We start from the raw sequence: 17,981 nt of genomic DNA on the forward strand, positions 1-17,981 counted from the left end.
TCCAGCATGTCTTTCAGCTGCTCTGCAATGTTGATCAGCGGCAACAGGGTTTCCTTATCGCCCGCTTCGAATTCCAACAGGTGCATTGCATCCAGCAGGTCGCTCCAAGCCTCTTTGACTTCTTCTTCGGTTGCGTCCGCATCGTCATAGACTTCCTGTGCCTTTGCCAGGGCATTCTCGAAGAATTCCTTAGCAGACGGCACCAGGCTGTCGATCACGTCCTGCGGCACAGCGTTGGCCTCTTCCAATACGATACCCAGGATGCTCTTATCCACGCTTGTGAACGTGAAGCACAGGGTCGTGCTCTCGCCCGGCATCGTGAAGGTGTACGTGCAGCCGTCCGCTGCAAACTCGATGTCCTCGCCGTTGAGCTGCGCTCCGGAGAACGCGCCCTTGGTCGGGGTGAAGGTGAAGGTCAGCTCTTCACCCGGCTGTACCTTTGCGCCGTAGATCGCATCTGTGAAGATGATTTCCTCCGCTTCGCCCTCGACGCTCATCGATGCGTTGCCGCTCCACTGTACCGTCAGCAGCTGCGGTTCCTTCGGCAGTTCCGTCACATGTACGGATGCGCCTTCTGCGGTATACGGGACCTCTTCGCCATTCCAATCGCTCAGCACGATGTCTTTCAAGCCAAACGTGTAATCGCCTTCCGCCATATCTGCGGATGCGGTAAACTTCGCCGTAAACAGGCTGTCCAGATCCACCGGCAGGCCCGCTTCGAGATCCCCAGAGATGTATCCAAAGTTTACCTCCAATACATCGTCATGGATGCTATAGGCCATCTCGTCCTTGATCGCCTCGTTCGGCGTAACCTCGGTGCAGGTCATGCCTTCCGGATACGTCATGATCATCTGCAAGCCTGCTACAGGGCCTTCCAGCGTATCCAGGCCGCCGATCGTGCCCTTCACTTCAAACTCGCTGCCCGCTGCAACCGTCTCCGGCGCTTGCAAGCCGAGTTTTACACTTTTTTCTCCTACCGGTGTAGCCGGCTCGAACTCTGCCGTTACAGTCACACCATAACCAGGCATGACAAATGTATTGTTCTCAACAGGTACCGTTGTCTCTGGATCATCCGTCTTATACACCTTTAACGTGCCGTCCTTCAGACGATAGCTCGTCGCAGGAGTCACAGTCAATTCGATGGTCTCCCCTTCGGAAGCCTTTTCCGAAGAAACCGCGATTGCCCCATTCTCCGTAGGTGCTACTGCAACATCATACTCATACGGCTCAATCACAAAATCATCGAACATTATCCATTCCAATGTCCCATTCTTTGCCTGCGTATAAATTTCAATATGCATCTGCCCATTGGTTACGGGAACATCCTCAATCTCAACCTGCGTCCATTCGGAATTTCCGGCGGAGAGATCCACATATTTAAGCCCGCTTCCAGTGGAACCTTGCCCAAAGTCCTTGACGACAAAGCAAGCCGCACAGGGATCGGCAGTCGAGCTCGTAAACGGCGTATTTTTCACCCAAACAGATGCACGATACATTCCGTTCGGAAGGTTCTTTACGATCTGGTAAGTACTGCCGTCGTAGCCGTTGCTGCCCCAGTGCATTCCGTACCAATCGCCGCTGTGGGCCCCGCCCAGGTCGGGTTTGCTCTCCACATAGAAATTGCCATTACCGCCTGACCGATACCAAATTTCCCATCCCTCAGGCTGCTGCCCATTATAGGTAGACAATTCGAAGGATGCGTTATAGACCAAGGACGTTCTGGGGATCGACAGGTTAAACGGTATCTCTACCGTATCTCCAGAGGCGTTCTTCAAAATAACGGTACCGGAAAGGGCGCCTACCGTGTCGTCCGTCGCTTCTGTTTTCTGAAAGTCTGTGATCGAGGCTGTCATCCCATCATAGGAATCCAACATATCCTCTACTTCCGCCAACAGGGATTCCTCTGTAATGCCGTTATCCAGCATCATCTCTCCCAGGACGCTCTCCACCATGGATGCAATCGCATCCATATCCTTGCTCATCTCGATGTTGAAGTCGTCAAAGTAGATGTACTCGCCAGCTGCGGCATCGGAGTAAATCTCCAAATGCATCTTACCGCTGGTCACCGGGATGCCTTCGATCCGGATCTCGGTCCATTCGTCCGTCTGTGGAATTTCTGCGTACACAAGCCCCTGATCGCTCGGCTGGAAATTTTTCGCCACCAAACATGCGGAGGCCGGGTCCCCTTCCTTAGTGTGCTCACTGGCTTTCACCCAAACGGAAACGTCATAAACGCCATCCTGCAGATCGCTCAAACTATAGTACAAGCCGCCGCAATAATCTGCGTCGCCCTTTTGTACCGCATAGTAATCGCCGGAATGGGCATCACCCTTCTCAACATAGAAGTTTTCCAGCTTGTTTTCATTCGCCCATTCATCCCATACCAGGGCATCCAATTCTCCTTCGCTTTCACCCTCCGTGGTCAATTCAAAGGAACTGTTGGGGATTCTGGATTCGGGGATATAACGGATAGCGGGAGCTTCTACAAAGTCCGCCTCCTCGCCAATCCGAATCGCAAGGCCAGGCTCGGAATAATCCTCCGTTTTTGCGCTCAGGCCGATGCGTGCAAGCAACTCTCCGGAGAAAGTAATGGTCTTCCCATCCTCGCTGATGGTCACGCCTTCTGTATTGGTGATATTCTCAGCGGTGTCGCCCATCAGATCCTGCGCATAGATTTCCTTGCCATGCAAATCCTGGTTGAACGTAAGGGAAAGGTTGTTGTAATAGCCGAATACGCCGATCAGCCCGGTGAGATCGCCGGCATTCAGAGCAACGTCTGCCTTTGCAACCTGATACCCCGTATCGGTCGAAGTCCGGCCATATGTACCGATGCTGATTGCGCCGTTCGGGTTGCGGCTTGCCGCCACAAAGGGCTTCGGTCCGCCGTCCACCGCCGTTACAACCGGCATATCAATTCCGCGCGCAATGACAGCCGGCGCTTTCTGGGTTACTTCGCGGCCTTGCACCCGGCCCCAATCCCAGGTGTCCTCCTCGCTGTAAACCCAGGTATCCGCCAACGCTTCGTCGGAGATCACCGTCTGATAAGCATCCATCCGATAGGCGGGGGCAACCCTCTGCCACATGGTGGCACGCTGCACTTCGTCCAGCATTTTGCGGATCGGACGTGTTTCCGTAAACGTTTCATCGCCGCCAAAGAAGATGTTCGGCAGGCTACCGGAACTTGCATCTCCAATGTCATAGCGCATCACGCCAAAGATCAACCCCAACGCCGAACACATGTATACCTCGTCTTCACCATTAATCAACCCCAATTGACGGCCATTGGTGTAGGCCTGCTCCAATTGGCGTCCAATGCGCTCAAACGTCGTGGCAATGGACAAATTTCCGTTGACATCGTACGTACGGTACACATCGGAATAGCTGGCACAATAGGCGCTCCAATCGACATTGCCTTCGGAGAGGCGCGTACCGTTGTCCGCATCGCTGTTGAGCGTTCCATAACCGGTGATATGTTCAATGACCAGCTCCGGATAGATTTCATCCGCCAAGTCGCTGACCATCTGCCGCCATCCGGCGTCGCCCGAATGATTTCCCCAGTCGATCTTCCAGTAATCCACACCGGCGTATTTGCTCCATTCCAAGCGTTCCCGCCAATAGTCCTCATTCCAGGTCCCATCCTGTTCGCTGGACATCTCGCTCGCGCAGACCCAGACGCCCGCGCCCTTCCAGCCAGCATTTTCGATGTTCTCAACCAAGGTCTTCAGACGCTCTTGGGGCGTATCGCCATAATCCGGAAATTTATCCGGGCTGACAAGGAAGCTGCCAAAATAGCTGCCGTTTCCTCCCTTGGGGAGATCCCAGCCGTCATCCAGCAGGAAAATCAGATCTTGTTTGGAATCCTGATAAGCTGTGTTTACCCAGCCATTTTCACCAAACAACTGCTCATGGTTTAACATATCCCGCGGGATATTGGAATCCATTGCAGGCGTATAGTCGTCACTGTACGCAGCCCAATCCTGAAAACTCCACGTGCAAACATAGTTTGGTGTTTCCGTATTTGGCTCGTCCGGGATTAAATCGACCGGTTCTGTAGCTGCGGCAGCAGGGGCCTTTCCTGCTGTTTGGACGCTTGCCATTGCTGAAACAGGAAGCATCTGCATCAACAGACAAAGGACGACCACCAGGGATATCCATCTCTTTTTTTTCAAACCTTCCACTCCTTTTCTCTAACTCCTTAAATCCCATAAGGGCACAGAAAATCCCAATAGATTCTCTTAGCCCTTTGCCATTATGCGGCCCAAAAGCACGGCACGCCATGCATGACGGCGAATCGGAAATCTATGGGAAAAATGTTTTTACATAGCTCCATCATAGGCCGCATATAAGCGCTGCTTTTCTCCCCCCTTCCCTATCCGATCCATTTTCTAAGTAACCATTCTATATTTTAACATCCATGTAATAAATATTCAATCTTAACTATTTTACAAAACGAAATGATTGTTTTTAGGTTATTTTTACAATTTGCGTACACAGTTAATTTTAATATGGGCTCTTTGCCTGCGGAACTACCAGCAAAAAATATATATGTTTATGCTAAGGCCATACAAAGAGCTGGAAAAAAGATGGGATTCTATTCCGGCGATTCCCAGCAAGAATAAAGCCTCTAATAAATGACGAAACTGTCTATAAGTGACTTGCAAGGATTCCAACGTTCTTCGCAAACAATTTTTTGCGCTTACGCGATTCCGTATCGAGGAATGCTGCTTCGCTACGTCATCTATGCACTCTATGTACAGGCCTTTGAATCATACGATTCTCGTCGCTTGTCCGCTTTTATCCTATCGGAATGATTGGGGGATCGTTCATCATGGAGAAGCACATCCTGATCCTGGCGACCACCCACGACTTCCTTTGGAAATTCGAGCGGGAGGACGTCAAACGATTGCAGCGCATGGGCTACATCGTGCATTACGCGACAAACACCCTAGAGCCCCATTATGTCTCCTATCAGAAAGAAATTCAAAAAATGGGCGTGTTCCTGCACCACATCGACATTGCCCGGTCCCCCTTCGTTTGGCAGGATAATCAACGGGCGCTGCATCAGCTTTTGCAGCTGATCCATCGCTATTCCATTCAAGCCATCCATTGCCACACACCGGTGGGCGGGCTTTTGGGACGTTTCGCTGGAAAGTTATGCCGGGATCGGGATCTAATTGTGATCTACACGGCGCATGGATTCCATTTTTACAAGGGGGCGCCGCTGTTCAACCGATCGGTCTATTACCAAGTGGAAAAAATTCTGGCACGGTATACCGACATCCTGATTGTGATCAATCAGGAAGATTACCAAGCCGCCCAAACCTTTCGATTAAAGCCCAACGGCCTCCTCTATCATATTCCCGGCATAGGGCTTGATCTGGATACATTTCAACCTTTCTCCGAGCAGCAGCGTGAATCCCTGCGGGAAAAGCAAGGGATTGGAAAGGACGATTTTTTCCTGGTCTCCATTGGGGAACTCAACGAAAACAAAAATCAGAAAATCGTCCTGGAAGCTCTGGCGGAGATGAAACGACGTCAAAAGCATCTGAAACACCTTCGATACGGCGTCTGCGGGGATGGGTTCCTTCGGGAACGCATGGCGGGATGGATCGGGGAAATGGGACTGACCGAAAACGTCGCCTTGTACGGCTATTGTACCGACATCCCAAAAATCCTCGGCTGTGCGGACGCTTCCATTCTTCCCTCCAAGCGAGAGGGATTGGGGATGGCCGGTCTGGAATCGCTAGCAATGGGGGTCCCGGTCATCGCAGCGGACAACCGCGGGACTCGGGAATATATGAAACACGGGCAAAATGGGTTTGTCTGCCGCCACAACACAGCGGAAGAATTCCGGGAAGGAATTGAAACCATCCGAAAGCTGGACGGGCCCAAAAAAGAGAACATGAAGGCCCTTTGCAGGGAATCCGCAAAACCTTTTGCCAAAAGCCATACAAACGCCCTCATGCAGGAAATATATTCCGAAGTGAGCAAGCGGATCGAACGGAGCGTCTATGAAAAACAATATAAAAATCAGCGTCATCATGGGGGTATATAATCCGGCCTCGCAGGAACGCCTCTTCCGCTCCGTGCAGTCTGTGATCGACCAGAGCTTTGCAGAGTGGGAGCTCCTGCTCTACGACGACGGTTCACAAGCCCCCTTCACATCTTTGATTCAAGCAGCGGCAGCGTTGGACCCTCGCATCCTTTTGCTACACGGCCAGCAGAACCGCGGACTGGCCCACGCGCTGAATGTCTGCATCCGTTCGGCTTCCGGTTCTTATATCGCCCGGATGGACGATGACGACGTTTCCAAGCCGGACCGCTTTCAAAAGCAATTGGACTTTTTGGAAACGCATTCACAATATCAGTGGGTGGGTTCCCTTGCGGAATTGGTGGATTCCCACGGCGTCTGGGGCATCGAATCCGTGCCGAAGACCCCGCAAGGCAGGGATTTCCTTTGGAATTCCCCGTATATCCATCCTTCCGTCCTGTTTCGGGCAGGGGTGTTGCTCGGACACGGAGGATACGACCCATCCAGTTCCGTGGTTCAGTGCGAGGACTATGAATTGTTCATGCGGCTTCACAGCCGGGGAAACCAGGGATACAACTTGCAGGAACCCCTTCTGCAATACTGGGAGGACCGCGAATCCTATCGCAAGCGGACCTACCGGCGGCGCATTCGGGAAATGAAGGTGCGGTACCATGGGTTCCAGGACCTGGGCATTTTGCGTCCAGGGACGTTTTTTTATGTGATGAAGCCTCTGCTGGTGGGCGCGGTTCCGGCTTCCGCTCACCATTCGATCAAACATTGGAGGAAGAAGAAACCTCAGCAGATGCCAAAATAAGGGAGAGACAACCAAGCATGAGGGACGCACAGCAAAACCGGCTGGAACAATACCGGGACGATCTCAAGGGGAATCCCGCCATGGAGCGGCGCATCCGGGGATTACCCGCCGCGGGGAACGACCCGATGGCGGCCGTCTGCCAATATGTATTGGCGCCGGCCCTGGGAGGATTTACCCTGTGGCTTCTCTACCATACCCTGAAAAGTGGGAAACAACGGCTCTATTTTCTGGCGCGGGACGGGTATCTGATGTCCCGGGCCGCGCTTCTCTTTTGCGAAACGTTGCAGCTTCCCCTCGTCTGCCGGTACCTGAGCTGCTCGCGCTATTCCCTGCGGATTCCCTTCTTTCATCTGGATCAGGGGGCCGCCCTCGATGCAATCTGCCGGGGCGGAATCCACGTTACGCTCGATCAGATTCTCGCGCGGGCAGGGCTCACCGAACAAGAGCGGAGGCTCGTCGCCGGGGCGCTCTCCCTTCCGTGGAAGGCCGGGGACGTGATTCCCTACGCCAAGTTACAAGAGGTCCGCCGCCGTCTGCAACAGTGCGAGCGCTTCCTCGACTCGATGGACCGTCATTCCCGCGCCGCCATGCCCGGATTGGCCGGATACCTGCAACAAGAGGGATTGCTGGAGGAAGTGCCAGACGCGATCGTGGACAGCGGCTGGGTGGGTTCCATGCAGATGGCCTTAAACGAAGTCCTTGCTTCCATGGGACGGACAAAGCCATTGGAGGGGTACTACTGGGGCCTGTATGCCCTGCCCCCTGGCGCGGACCGTGGCGCATACCATTGCTACGATTTCGCGCCCGATCATGGCCTAACGCCAAAAATCTTTTTTAATAACTGTCTATTTGAGGCCATTTTCACCGCTCCTCACGGGATGACGACCGGATACCGCCGGATGGGGGAACAATATCTTCCGCATTATGGGCTCTCCGATGCGCACAGGAATGCGTTTGTCCATCGGCTGGAACGCCTGATGATGCCTTACATCGAACGGCTGGCAGACGAGACCAAGGAAACCGGCCTGCAGCCGGAGGCCATTGCGCGCGACAGGGAAACCATCCAGCGTCTGCTGGCAAGGTTTATGACCACCCCCTCCAAAGCGGAGGCGGAATGCTTTGGAAATCTCCCCTTTTCGGACGACGTTTTGGAGGGCGGAGAACAACCCCTTGCCGCCCCGCTGACGGAAAAAGAACTCGCAGAAAACCATTTATTCCATAAGCTCTTTGCCCTTTCCGGAAAAACAAAAAAGCCGGTACGGGAAAGCGCCTGGTATGAGGGAAGCGTCGTGCGCTGTGGAAAGCATATCCGCTATCATTTGTGGCAGTATACCCTCTATAAATGGATGCGGTATAGCAAAAAGCAGATGCAAACTCGAAGAGGGAAACGGAGGGATCGCAAACATGATTGACGCACAACAGGGAAAGCAATATGCGTTTGTCATCCGGCAGTTGACGGCCAGGGAACTCAAGCGAAAATATGCCCGCTCCTATCTGGGAGTCATCTGGAGCGTCCTGAATCCCCTTCTCTCCATGGTGGTCCTCTCCCTGATCTTTTCCCAACTGTTCCGCCGCTCCATCGAAAACTATCCCATTTATTACCTGACCGGCAACATCCTATGGCAGGCCTTCACAGTGGCCACCAATTCCTCCATGACCTCCCTAGTGGACAATAAAATGCTGTTGCTCAAAGTCAAATTCCCCATGGAGTTGTTTATCCTCACCCGGGTGTATACCGCCCTAATCAATCTCGGCTATTCGCTCATCGCCTATGTCATCATGCTCTTTGTATTCCAGGTATCGCCCAAATGGACCATGCTCTTTTCCCCATTGATCATTCTCTTCCTGTTTCTGTTTTCTCTGGGGATCTCCTATATGCTGGCCACAGCCTACGTCTTTTTTGGGGATGTCAAGCACCTGTATACGGTGCTGCTGACCATCTGGATGTATTGCTCTGCGATTTTTTACCCGGTCGAGCAGCTTCAGGGGATTATCCGGGTGGTAATCTGGAACAACCCGCTCTATACATTCATCCACTGCATGCGGAAAGTCGTGATGATGGGGGCGCTGCCGGAGCGCATCGAATGGTTCCAGATGCTATTTTGGAGTCTGGGCGTCTATGCCATCGGTTCTTTAATCTTTCAAAAGAACCGGAATCGGATTATGCAGAAACTTTGATGGAGGCGGGTGTTCAAATGCCATCCGAAAACAAGCCAGCCATAGCGCAAGGGCAAAAAAGCAAACCAGAACCCGCCATTGTCGTAAGCCATGTAAGCATGCTGTTCAAACGGGCCAAAGATGAGGCCACCAGCGTCAAAGAGCTTCTGGTGCGGGCCGTGCGGGGACAGAACCACTACGAGATGTTCAAGGCACTGGATAATATTAACTTGACCATCCAAAAAGGCGAAGTTGTCGGCATCATCGGTACGAACGGCTCCGGAAAAAGCACCTTGCTCAAGATCATCTCTGGGGCGCTGATTCCCACCCGCGGCAAGGTGCTGGTGGACCGAAAAAGCGTTCAGCTTCTCACCCTTGGGACGGGTTTTGATCCCGAGCTGACCGGCCGGGAAAACGTCTATTTAAATGGCGCGATCATCGGATACCCCAAGAGCTTCATCGATCAAAAATACCGCGCGATTGTCCAATTTGCGGAGTTGGAAGGTTTCATGGAGGAAAAGGTACGCAACTATTCCTCCGGCATGGTCTCGCGTCTTGGCTTTGCCATTGCGACCATCCGGGATACCCCGGAAATTCTCATTCTGGATGAAGTTCTAAGCGTGGGCGACATGTTCTTCCGGCAAAAAAGCGAGGCCCGTATCCGCGAAATGATCCACGGCGGTTCCACGGTCCTGATGGTCTCCCATTCCACCTCGGTCATTCAAGCCAATTGCTCCAGGGCTGTCTGGATTGAAAAGGGCCGCCTGCGGGCGGATGGCAATCCAAAAGAGGTCTGCCGCGCTTATGAAACATTGAAGGAGATGTGAGCATTGAAGGAGTGGATCTATCATCTCCTGGTCAACCGGGTGCCCGGAATCCGGGACCGGTATCTCCACCAAAGGCAAAACACCACCGCGCGCTGGAAGGTTCTTTTCTATCTGCTGTGGCTGAACGTTCAGTACTACCTTCTGTTCCGGCGGAGCTTGGGGCGCCCGGAACGCTTTCCTTTTTATGAGGAAAAGCGTCTCTACAGCGGCGGAAGCGAATCGTCCCTCAGCGAGCGGGAATCCCCGGAGGCCTTTGCCGCGAAGCTGATGTCCTTCGACGTGATTTCTATGGATGTATTTGACACGCTCCTGTTCCGGCCCTTCTCCGAGCCGGCGGACCTGTTTTATCTAGTGGGCATGGAGCTGTGCTATCCCGACTTCCGGCAGATCCGAATCGATGCGGAAGAACAGGCGCGGAAAAACAAGCAAAGGGAAACCGGTACGCGGGAAGTCACCTTTCAAGAGATCTGGGAAGAGATAGAGCGGGAAACTGGAATTCCGAAAGAACGCGGCATGCAGGTGGAAAGCTCGTGGGAACTGCGGTGTTGCTTCGCCAATCCGTACATGCTCCGCGTCGTCAAGGCTCTGCAAGCGCAGGGAAAAACCATTGTTGCAACTTCCGATATGTATCTACCCTCTGGTTTCATCCAGGAATTATTGCATCAATGCGGCTATGGAACCCTTTCCAATGTGTTTGTCTCCTGTGAATTTGGCGCGTCCAAAAGTGACGGCCATCTCTACGAGAAAATCCGAAAGCGCTTCGGCGAAGCGAAATCTTATGTGCATGTGGGGGACAACCGCCATTCCGATCTGCAAGAGGCCCAACGTCACAGGATGCAAGCGATCCTCTATCCCAATGTTCATCAGCAGGGGAACCGCTTTCGTCCGGAAGACATGTCCTCCATCACTGGCAGCATCTACCGCGGGATCGTCAACGCACAGATGCACAATGGGCTTTCCTCCTATTCGCAGGAATACGAATATGGCTTTATTTACGGAGGGCTGTTTGTAGCGGGATACTGTCAATTTATCCATGATTATGTAAAAGCGCATGACATTGAGAAAATCCTATTCCTGTCAAGGGACGGTTCGGTCTTGATGCAGGCATACCGGCGGGTGTATCCCGATGAAACAGAGACAACCCAATATGTCTATTGGTCCAGGCTGGCAGCCACGAAGCTGACAGCCGGTTACTATAAAGAGGCGTATTTCCGCAGGTTCCTGTTTCACAAAACCGATCAAACGTATACCGTCCGGCAGATCCTGGAGAGCATGGAGCTTGGCCATCTCTTAGAACCGCTTTGCCATACAGTGGAAATCGAACCGAACGCGGAATTGACGTATAAAAATGTCGGAAGGATTAAAAAATATTTCATGGACGCTTGGGAACAGGTTTTGGACGCCTACCAGGAACAGGTGGACGCGGGAAAAGCCTATTATTCCCAGGTCTTGCAGGGGTGCCGTAGCGCCGCAGCGGTCGACATTGGCTGGGCAGGCAGCGGGGCCATTTCCCTTGACGCCGCCGTGAACCGCCTGTGGGGGCTCCGCTGCGACATCACCGGGATTTTGGCCGGGACCAATTCCTGCTATAGCTCGGAACCCGACGCGGGAGAGAGCTTCCTATTCCAGGGGAAACTGGTCGGCTATCTGTACTCCCAGAGCGAAAACCGCGATCTTTGGAAATTCCACGACCCGGCGCAGAATCACAACCTCTATTGGGAACTCCTGCTCGGCGCGCCGGAGGGAAGCTTGAAAGGCTTTTACTGGGATCGAAACGGGAACTGCGAGTGCCGTTTCAAAGAATCCCGGGCCGACGCTGCACGGGTCCGTGAAATCCACCGGGGAATTCTGGATTTTGTCCAGCAATTCTTGGAAGTGGAACGCCGCCTTGGGTGTTCCATCCCCATCCATGGGCGGGATGCCTATGCGCCCATGCTCAGCGTGTGCAGCCGAAAAAACAAAGCGTTTCGAAAAGGTCTGGAGGGGTTGATGGATGAAATACACATCGCCTAGCATATCGGACAAGCCGCTCGTCCTATACCATGCGGTGAGTTCCTACCAGCTGTTGGAGGTGATCCTGCACCGCATGACCTACCACAGCCGGGAACGGGCCGTGCTGATCCTTCCGGACTTCATCACCCAAAAGTACCCGCAATATAAGAAACTGGTGACACGGCGTCTGTTCAACGAGGTGTATCTCTTCCCCTATCTCCACATTCTACACCGGGAGGAGCAGCAGATCTTGGAAGATGTGAAGCTGTGTTATGAGCAGATCATCCCCCACCCCATCACAGATTTCTCCGAAATCTATGTGGCGGGGGCGCACTTTTATTTTTCGCTCTACTTGATTCAAAACCGGATGCCCTTCCACTTTTTTGAAGATGCAGCGGGGATGTTGAGCCGGTCAAACGAACTGTACGAAACCTTGGCCGCAAGTTTCCCCACCCATGCGAGGATCGCCCGCAAGCACCGGTTGTTCAACGGCGAAAATCCCTACATTTGCAGCGTCATCTGCCTAAAAAAGGCGCAGACCATCGACGTCTCCGGGGAGCGGTATGTGGACTTCTCCGTGGAAGAAGTCCTACAAAATCTGCCGGAACGGAAGCGGAACCATTTGATCCACTTCTTTCTCAAGCACCGCCTTTGGACAAAGGCGGAAGCCATCCTATTGACGCAGCACTTTGCCAACCTCAATATGATGAGTGAAGAGGAACAGATTCGCTCCTACAAACTCCTGCGGGTCAACGTCCTTCAGGACGTCCCCCTCATCATCAAAAAGCATCCGGACGATTTCTTAAACTATCGGAAAATCTTCCCGGACGCGGAATGCATCAAAGAGATCTTCCCTGCGGAATTGCTCCCCTATGTGTTTTGGCACAAACCTACATCCATCTACACATTCGATTCCACCAGCTGCGAAAATCTCGGGAACCATTTTTTGATTCAGAAAATCGAGAGGAAATCCTATGCTGAATAACAAAGTTTTGCTTGTTGTGAATTCCGTCTATCAGCTTTTCACCGCTGTACACATGAAGCGAAGCATCCTCGCGGAAAAGGAGGCCGACCTGCTTGTGACGGACATCACCGCAGTTTTGCACACATACATCCCCCGCCTCAAGGAAACCGGGCTATTTGCCCAAGTGATCTTTGGAAAGACGAAGGAGTGGAACCAAAAATACGCGGCGGCAAAAGGGGACACGCTCGACGAAGGCTTTCAGAACGCCTCCCATACCCTGCGCTGGATGCTGAACGAAGAGCTTGCAGACTATTCGGAAGTCTATTTTTCCAACTTCGATCCATTTATCCGCATGTTGGCGTGCCAATTCGACCGCCCCTCCTGTGAATTCATCTGGTATGAGGATGGTTTTTCAACCTATGTGATCGACTATCTGCGGGAAGACCGCGCGCCGATCAACCGCCATCCGGCGGGAGGAAAGATCCGGGAGAAAGTGCGCCGGGTGCTGCTCTATGAACCGCACCTCGCCTTGCGCGGGGACCACCTCATCAACCAAGCTCTTCCCAAAGTCGACCGGAACGATCAGGAATTAAAGCTTCTGCTCAACTATATTTTCGATTACCAAAAGCCCGAGGAGCGCATGGATTTCATCTTTTTGGAGCAATCCTTCCGCGCCGAGGGCATCCAAACCAACGACCTTGCATTGATGCGTCTTTGCCAGCAGGCCGTCGGCCCCGGCCGGTTCCTGGTGAAACCCCACCCGCGCAACCCGGAAAACGTGCCCTTTCAATTGGGCCTGACCAGAAAATATCCCACCGAAGCGCCCTGGGAACTGTTTCTATTCAACGAAAACCCGGAGCATTGCACAACGATCACCGTCTGCTCCAACGCAGCGCTCACCAGCCGCATTGTATTCGGGATGGATGTCAATACGGTCATGCTGTACCGCCTGTTTGAGGGCAAAGTCCTCTGGAAGGAAGACGCCATCCTCAAGCAATATCTGCGCAAGTTCCGCCGGCAGTTCGCCGGGAACAATTATTACGTACCGCAAACGGTCTATGAACTCCAGGATATTCTCACGTATTTAGGAGGCCGCCATGAACCAACCGATCAAAGTTTCCATCATTATTCCCGTGTATCAGGTCGAAAACTATCTTGAGCGGGCTGTGGATTCCGCCATTGCGCAAACCCTGCCAGAAAAGGAGATTATCTTGGTGGACGACGGCAGCGATGACGCTTCCCCGCAAATCTGCGACCGCTACGCCCAGGAGTATCCGGATTTGATTCATGTCATACACAAGGAAAACGAGGGGCTCGGGCTGGCCAGGAACACCGGCGTGCGGGCCGCCAGAGGCGAATTCATCGCTTTCCTTGACTCAGACGACACCGTCGAGCCGGAGATGTACGAGGAACTGTATCAGAAGGCCGTCGAACAGGACGACGACATCGTGATGTGCGATGTAAAAATCATTTATGTCGACGAAAACAGGACCAGCACCGTATCATCCTACCCGCGTGAGCAGATCGACCTATCCGATTATATCGCCAATGGGAACAACATCACCTATAGCGTCAACAAGCTCTTCCGGAGGACCATCTGGGAAGAAAACCAGTACGAAAAAATGCTGTTTGAGGACATCTCCCTGATTCCCTCCCTGATTACCCGTTACCCGCGGATCGGTTACGTCCCCAAGCCCTTCTACAACTACTACCGGCGAGCCAACACCATTTCCACTTCCCTGGTGGGGAATATGGTCGACATCATCCAGGCCTTTCGGAATTTTATCGAAACCAGCGACCAGGACTACCGGGAAGAAGTGATCTATTGCGTCGCCAAACAGCTGTATTGGAATATGATGCAATCCAGGGTGCTCTTCCGGGCGGATTTCATCGACCTGCTCAAAGAGTATCAGAAAGATTTCCTGCTCAATCCGTATCTTGCCAAGGATGGGAAGACGCGCAGCATCCTGGATTTCCTGCGGGAGGAGATCATCCCGGACAAAATCATCTGCGTACATTTTGGCCGTCCCCTCCCAACCGAATTTTTGGAGGAAATCCAGGAAACCCTTCCAAAGACCAAACTGATCGACGCGGACGAGCGCTATTTTGCGCAGGAACAGCTTCCGGAAAATGTACACCAAGCCTGGGATGCGGGATATGTCTCCTATGTGGAGGAATACTGCGCGCTGAAGATTCTGTGCGCGGAGGGCGGGATCGTCCTCACCCCGGACATGCACGTCCAATTGAACTTAAAAAAATTGCGTCTCAACCGGATCTTTTTCGGGTTTGAAAACGAAGAGGAATTGACCACCGGCTGCTTTGGGGCGGTCAAGGGGCACTACGTGATTCAGGCCCTGCTCAGCACCTATGAGATGGACACCATCTTCAACAAGGCCTTTCTTCCGCTAAAAGACCGCCTTCGGGATTTTCTCGTCCTCCATTTTCATTTAAAGGTAAATGGCCGCAAACAGCTTTTAAAAAAGGAAATCCAGGTGTACCTCCCCAGCGTGCTCGCCTACGACATGAAGGACGGGGAAAATTGTTGCAAAATCGGGGCGTATCCCGTCCCGGATGGATACGAACTGATCAGTGGGCCCGTATTAAAAATGTGGTCGGACCGCCTGCTGGAAAACTGGAACCTCTACAAGCAGGAGCTGAACCGGAAGCCGTCCGTTCCCGCGAAAGCAGCGCCCGCCAAGCCTGCCCCAGCGCCTGGAAAAGTACCCCCGCCGGATTGGTACCAAAAGGAGCTGGACCGGCGCATCCAGGAGGTTGTGGACACCTACGAACACTCCACAAGCTGGCGGATTACCAAGCCGATCCGCGCCATCGGCAATTTCTTAGGAAGGTGAGGAAACCGTTATGCGCACCATCGCAATCATTCCAGCACGATACGGTTCCAGCCGGTTTCAAGGAAAGCCCTTGGCGGATCTCTGTGGAAAGCCCATGGTCTGGTGGGTGTACAACCAGGTGTCCCAATCGAAAAAAATTGACGCCGTCTATGTGGCCACGGACCATGCGGCCATCCAGCAAGCTTGCACAGAGCTTCACATCCCCTGCCTGATGACGTCGCCCGCAAACCGGACCAGTACGGAGCGCATCTACGAGGCCGCACAATCCCTTCCGGCGGACATTTATCTCTGCATCAACGGGGACGAGCCGCTGATCGACCCGAACATCGTCGAGCAAGTCATCCCCAACCGGAAAGAGGGGTTCTTCGCCGCAAATCTGATGACCAAAATCCACTCTCCCGTCGAAGTGGTCGATGAGACAAACATCAAAGTAGTGACGGACGAAGCGGACAACGCATTGTTCCTATCCCGCAGCCCGATCCCGCATCCAAAGGCCAGCGTTCACTTCGACTATTATAAACACCTGGGGGTCCTCGCCTATTCCATGGAAGCACTGCGGTTTTTCGCAGAAACCCCCAAAGGGGCCCTGGAAAAAATCGAGGACATCAACGAACTGCGCTTTGTCGAGCATGGGAGAAAGCTCCGTATGATCGAGGTGGACGCGCACACGCTGTCCGTAGATACGCCAAAGGATCTGGATTATGTCCGGGGCGTCCTGCAAGAAAAACTGGAACGGGGGGAAATCAAACTGTGAGCATTCAAGTGTTGGATTGTACACTCCGGGACGGAGGGTATATCAACGACTGGCGGTTCGGCCGCAGGACCATCGCATCTATCTTGGATAAACTGGAAAACGCCAAAATCGACATCATCGAATGCGGGTTCTTAACCGGTATGGTCGAGGAAAAGGAGTGTTCCCTCTTTAACAGCACCGCCGATATTGAAGCAGTGCTGCCAAAACAGCAGAGGAACTCCATGTACGTGGCCATGATCGCCATCGGGGAGAAAGAGCTGCATCCATCCAAACTCGCTCCCTATGATGGAAACAGCATCGATGGGATTCGCCTGACCTTCCACAAAAAGGAAATCGAAACGGCGATCGATTGGGCCAAAATTATCATGGAAAAGGGCTACCGCGTCTTTATGCAGCCTGTGGGGACAGTCTTTTACAGCGACATCGAGCTGCTCCAACTGGTGGAAAAGATGAACCAGCTCAAACCGTATGCATTCTATATTGTAGATACTTTGGGAAGCATGTACCGCAACGAGGTTTCCCACCGCTTCTATCTGATCGATGAGAACATGGACCCCGAAATCCATCTGGGCTTCCATGGGCACAACAACATGCAGCTCGCCTTTTCCAATGCACAGGTTCTGGGGAAGATCCAGACCAAACGCACCCTGATTTTGGATTCCTCTGTCTATGGAATGGGGCGGGGCGCCGGCAACCTTCCTACAGAACTCATCACCCAATATATCAATAAGAATATTTCCTCCCGGTACGATGTGACCATGGTCATGGACATCTACGATGAGTACATCGCCAACATCCGCAAAAAATACGAATGGGGCTATACGATGCCCTACCATATTGCCGCCAACCATGTCTGCCATCCAAATTACGCTGCCTATCTCATCAACAAGCAGACCCTCACCATGAAGGACATCGAAAAGATCATCCAATCCATTCCGGACGCCTACAAAGTTTTGTACGACCGGGTCTTGATTGAACAGCTCTATACGCAGTATCAGAGCCGGAAAATCGACGACAGCGCTTCCGTTCAAACGATCACCGGTTGGATTCGCGGAAAAAAACTCCTGCTTCTGGCGCCGGGAAAAAGCCTTTTATCAAAGTACGAGGAAATTATGGCGTTTATTGGCCAAGAGAAGCCGTTTGTTATCTCCGTCAATTTTTTGGACCCAAAATACCGCATGAACGCCTGCTTTGTCAGCAATCACAAGCGCATGGATGTTATCGGGCAAGAGCTTCAACGTTTCCCGGATATCCACACCATTTTGACCTCGAATATCCCAGATACCGGCCGGGAAGACTGCCTCTATGTGGACTACGACCGCTACACAAATGCGGATGAAATGATCTCCGACAACGCAGGGTTGATGTTGCTGAAGCTATTGGCATATTGCGGGGCGGCCGAAATCTATTTGGCAGGTTTCGACGGCTTCCACCACAAACACAATGGCAACTACTACCGCAGGGAACTCAACTTAAAGGTGAACGAAGAGGAGATCCTGGAAAAACAAATCCGCATCCGAAAGCAACTGGCGGAACTCTCTAAAGCCATCCACATCCACTTTTTAACGCCTTCCGTATACGAATAAAAAA

Annotated in this window: 12 protein-coding genes; 11 read left to right on the plus strand and 1 reads right to left on the minus strand. The window is 52.7% G+C overall.

Annotated elements, in window-relative coordinates; all coding sequences use genetic code 11:
* The coding region (locus I2G69_RS11300; protein WP_195560798.1) for an InlB B-repeat-containing protein at nucleotides 1–4,169 on the minus strand (4,169 nt) is incomplete at its 3' end.
* 659 nt (nucleotides 4,170–4,828) lie between these two features.
* Between I2G69_RS11300 and I2G69_RS11305 the strand changes: the two genes are divergently transcribed.
* The 11 genes from I2G69_RS11305 to I2G69_RS11355 are packed head-to-tail and all read left to right on the plus strand — an operon-like array spanning nucleotide 4,829 to nucleotide 17,977.
* Nucleotides 4,829–6,055: a glycosyltransferase gene (locus tag I2G69_RS11305; RefSeq protein ID WP_191396110.1), complete on the plus strand. Its 1,227-nt coding sequence runs from the start codon at nucleotides 4,829–4,831 to the stop codon at nucleotides 6,053–6,055.
* The gene (locus I2G69_RS11310) at nucleotides 6,012–6,845 is read left to right on the plus strand and encodes a glycosyltransferase (protein WP_195560799.1); all 834 of its coding nucleotides are present in this window, start codon (nucleotides 6,012–6,014) and stop codon (nucleotides 6,843–6,845) included. The genes I2G69_RS11305 and I2G69_RS11310 overlap by 44 nt, the downstream gene beginning before the upstream one ends.
* Nucleotides 6,846–6,862: 17 nt before the next feature.
* Complete coding sequence (locus I2G69_RS11315) at nucleotides 6,863–8,257, plus strand: hypothetical protein (RefSeq protein ID WP_191441813.1); 1,395 nt, start codon at nucleotides 6,863–6,865, stop codon at nucleotides 8,255–8,257.
* On the plus strand, nucleotides 8,250–9,023 hold the full coding sequence (locus I2G69_RS11320; protein WP_195560800.1) for an ABC transporter permease: 774 nt from the start codon (nucleotides 8,250–8,252) through the stop codon (nucleotides 9,021–9,023). The genes I2G69_RS11315 and I2G69_RS11320 overlap by 8 nt, the downstream gene beginning before the upstream one ends.
* Before the next feature lie 17 nt (nucleotides 9,024–9,040).
* Nucleotides 9,041–9,829, plus strand: a complete 789-nt coding sequence (locus I2G69_RS11325) for an ABC transporter ATP-binding protein (protein WP_243254956.1) — start codon at nucleotides 9,041–9,043, stop codon at nucleotides 9,827–9,829.
* Between the two features lie 3 nt (nucleotides 9,830–9,832).
* Nucleotides 9,833–11,842, plus strand: coding sequence for an HAD family hydrolase (locus I2G69_RS11330; RefSeq protein WP_195560801.1), 2,010 nt, complete (start codon nucleotides 9,833–9,835; stop codon nucleotides 11,840–11,842).
* The gene (locus tag I2G69_RS11335; protein WP_087233798.1) at nucleotides 11,823–12,806 is read left to right on the plus strand and encodes a hypothetical protein; all 984 of its coding nucleotides are present in this window, start codon (nucleotides 11,823–11,825) and stop codon (nucleotides 12,804–12,806) included. Before I2G69_RS11330 ends, I2G69_RS11335 begins: the two co-directional genes overlap by 20 nt.
* Nucleotides 12,796–13,944: a polysialyltransferase family glycosyltransferase gene (locus I2G69_RS11340; RefSeq protein ID WP_195560802.1), complete on the plus strand. Its 1,149-nt coding sequence runs from the start codon at nucleotides 12,796–12,798 to the stop codon at nucleotides 13,942–13,944. The genes I2G69_RS11335 and I2G69_RS11340 overlap by 11 nt, the downstream gene beginning before the upstream one ends.
* Nucleotides 13,883–15,637, plus strand: a complete 1,755-nt coding sequence (locus I2G69_RS11345; protein ID WP_191520990.1) for a glycosyltransferase family 2 protein — start codon at nucleotides 13,883–13,885, stop codon at nucleotides 15,635–15,637. Before I2G69_RS11340 ends, I2G69_RS11345 begins: the two co-directional genes overlap by 62 nt.
* 10 nt (nucleotides 15,638–15,647) lie before the next feature.
* Entirely contained in the window at nucleotides 15,648–16,391 is a 744-nt protein-coding gene (locus I2G69_RS11350; protein ID WP_087233789.1) for a 3-deoxy-manno-octulosonate cytidylyltransferase, read from the plus strand.
* Nucleotides 16,388–17,977: an aldolase catalytic domain-containing protein gene (locus I2G69_RS11355; RefSeq protein ID WP_087233786.1), complete on the plus strand. Its 1,590-nt coding sequence runs from the start codon at nucleotides 16,388–16,390 to the stop codon at nucleotides 17,975–17,977. The genes I2G69_RS11350 and I2G69_RS11355 overlap by 4 nt, the downstream gene beginning before the upstream one ends.
* The last annotated feature ends 4 nt before the right edge of the window (nucleotides 17,978–17,981 follow it).

The sequence above is a fragment of the Anaeromassilibacillus sp. D41t1_190614_C2 genome (assembly GCF_015558525.1).
In the GTDB taxonomy this organism is placed as follows: domain Bacteria; phylum Bacillota; class Clostridia; order Oscillospirales; family Acutalibacteraceae; genus Anaeromassilibacillus; species Anaeromassilibacillus stercoravium.

Bases quoted from the DNA above. Each gene is read 5' to 3' on its own strand.
- I2G69_RS11350 (WP_087233789.1), top strand. From the start codon at position 15,648: ATGCGCACCATCGCAATCATTCCAGCACGATACGGTTCCAGCCGGTTT.
- I2G69_RS11310 (WP_195560799.1), top strand. From the start codon at position 6,012: ATGAAAAACAATATAAAAATCAGCGTCATCATGGGGGTATATAATCCG.
- I2G69_RS11345 (WP_191520990.1), top strand. From the start codon at position 13,883: ATGAACCAACCGATCAAAGTTTCCATCATTATTCCCGTGTATCAGGTC.
- I2G69_RS11325 (WP_243254956.1), top strand. From the start codon at position 9,041: ATGCCATCCGAAAACAAGCCAGCCATAGCGCAAGGGCAAAAAAGCAAA.
- I2G69_RS11340 (WP_195560802.1), top strand. From the start codon at position 12,796: ATGCTGAATAACAAAGTTTTGCTTGTTGTGAATTCCGTCTATCAGCTT.
- I2G69_RS11320 (WP_195560800.1), top strand. From the start codon at position 8,250: ATGATTGACGCACAACAGGGAAAGCAATATGCGTTTGTCATCCGGCAG.
- I2G69_RS11335 (WP_087233798.1), top strand. From the start codon at position 11,823: ATGAAATACACATCGCCTAGCATATCGGACAAGCCGCTCGTCCTATAC.
- I2G69_RS11315 (WP_191441813.1), top strand. From the start codon at position 6,863: ATGAGGGACGCACAGCAAAACCGGCTGGAACAATACCGGGACGATCTC.
- I2G69_RS11305 (WP_191396110.1), top strand. From the start codon at position 4,829: ATGGAGAAGCACATCCTGATCCTGGCGACCACCCACGACTTCCTTTGG.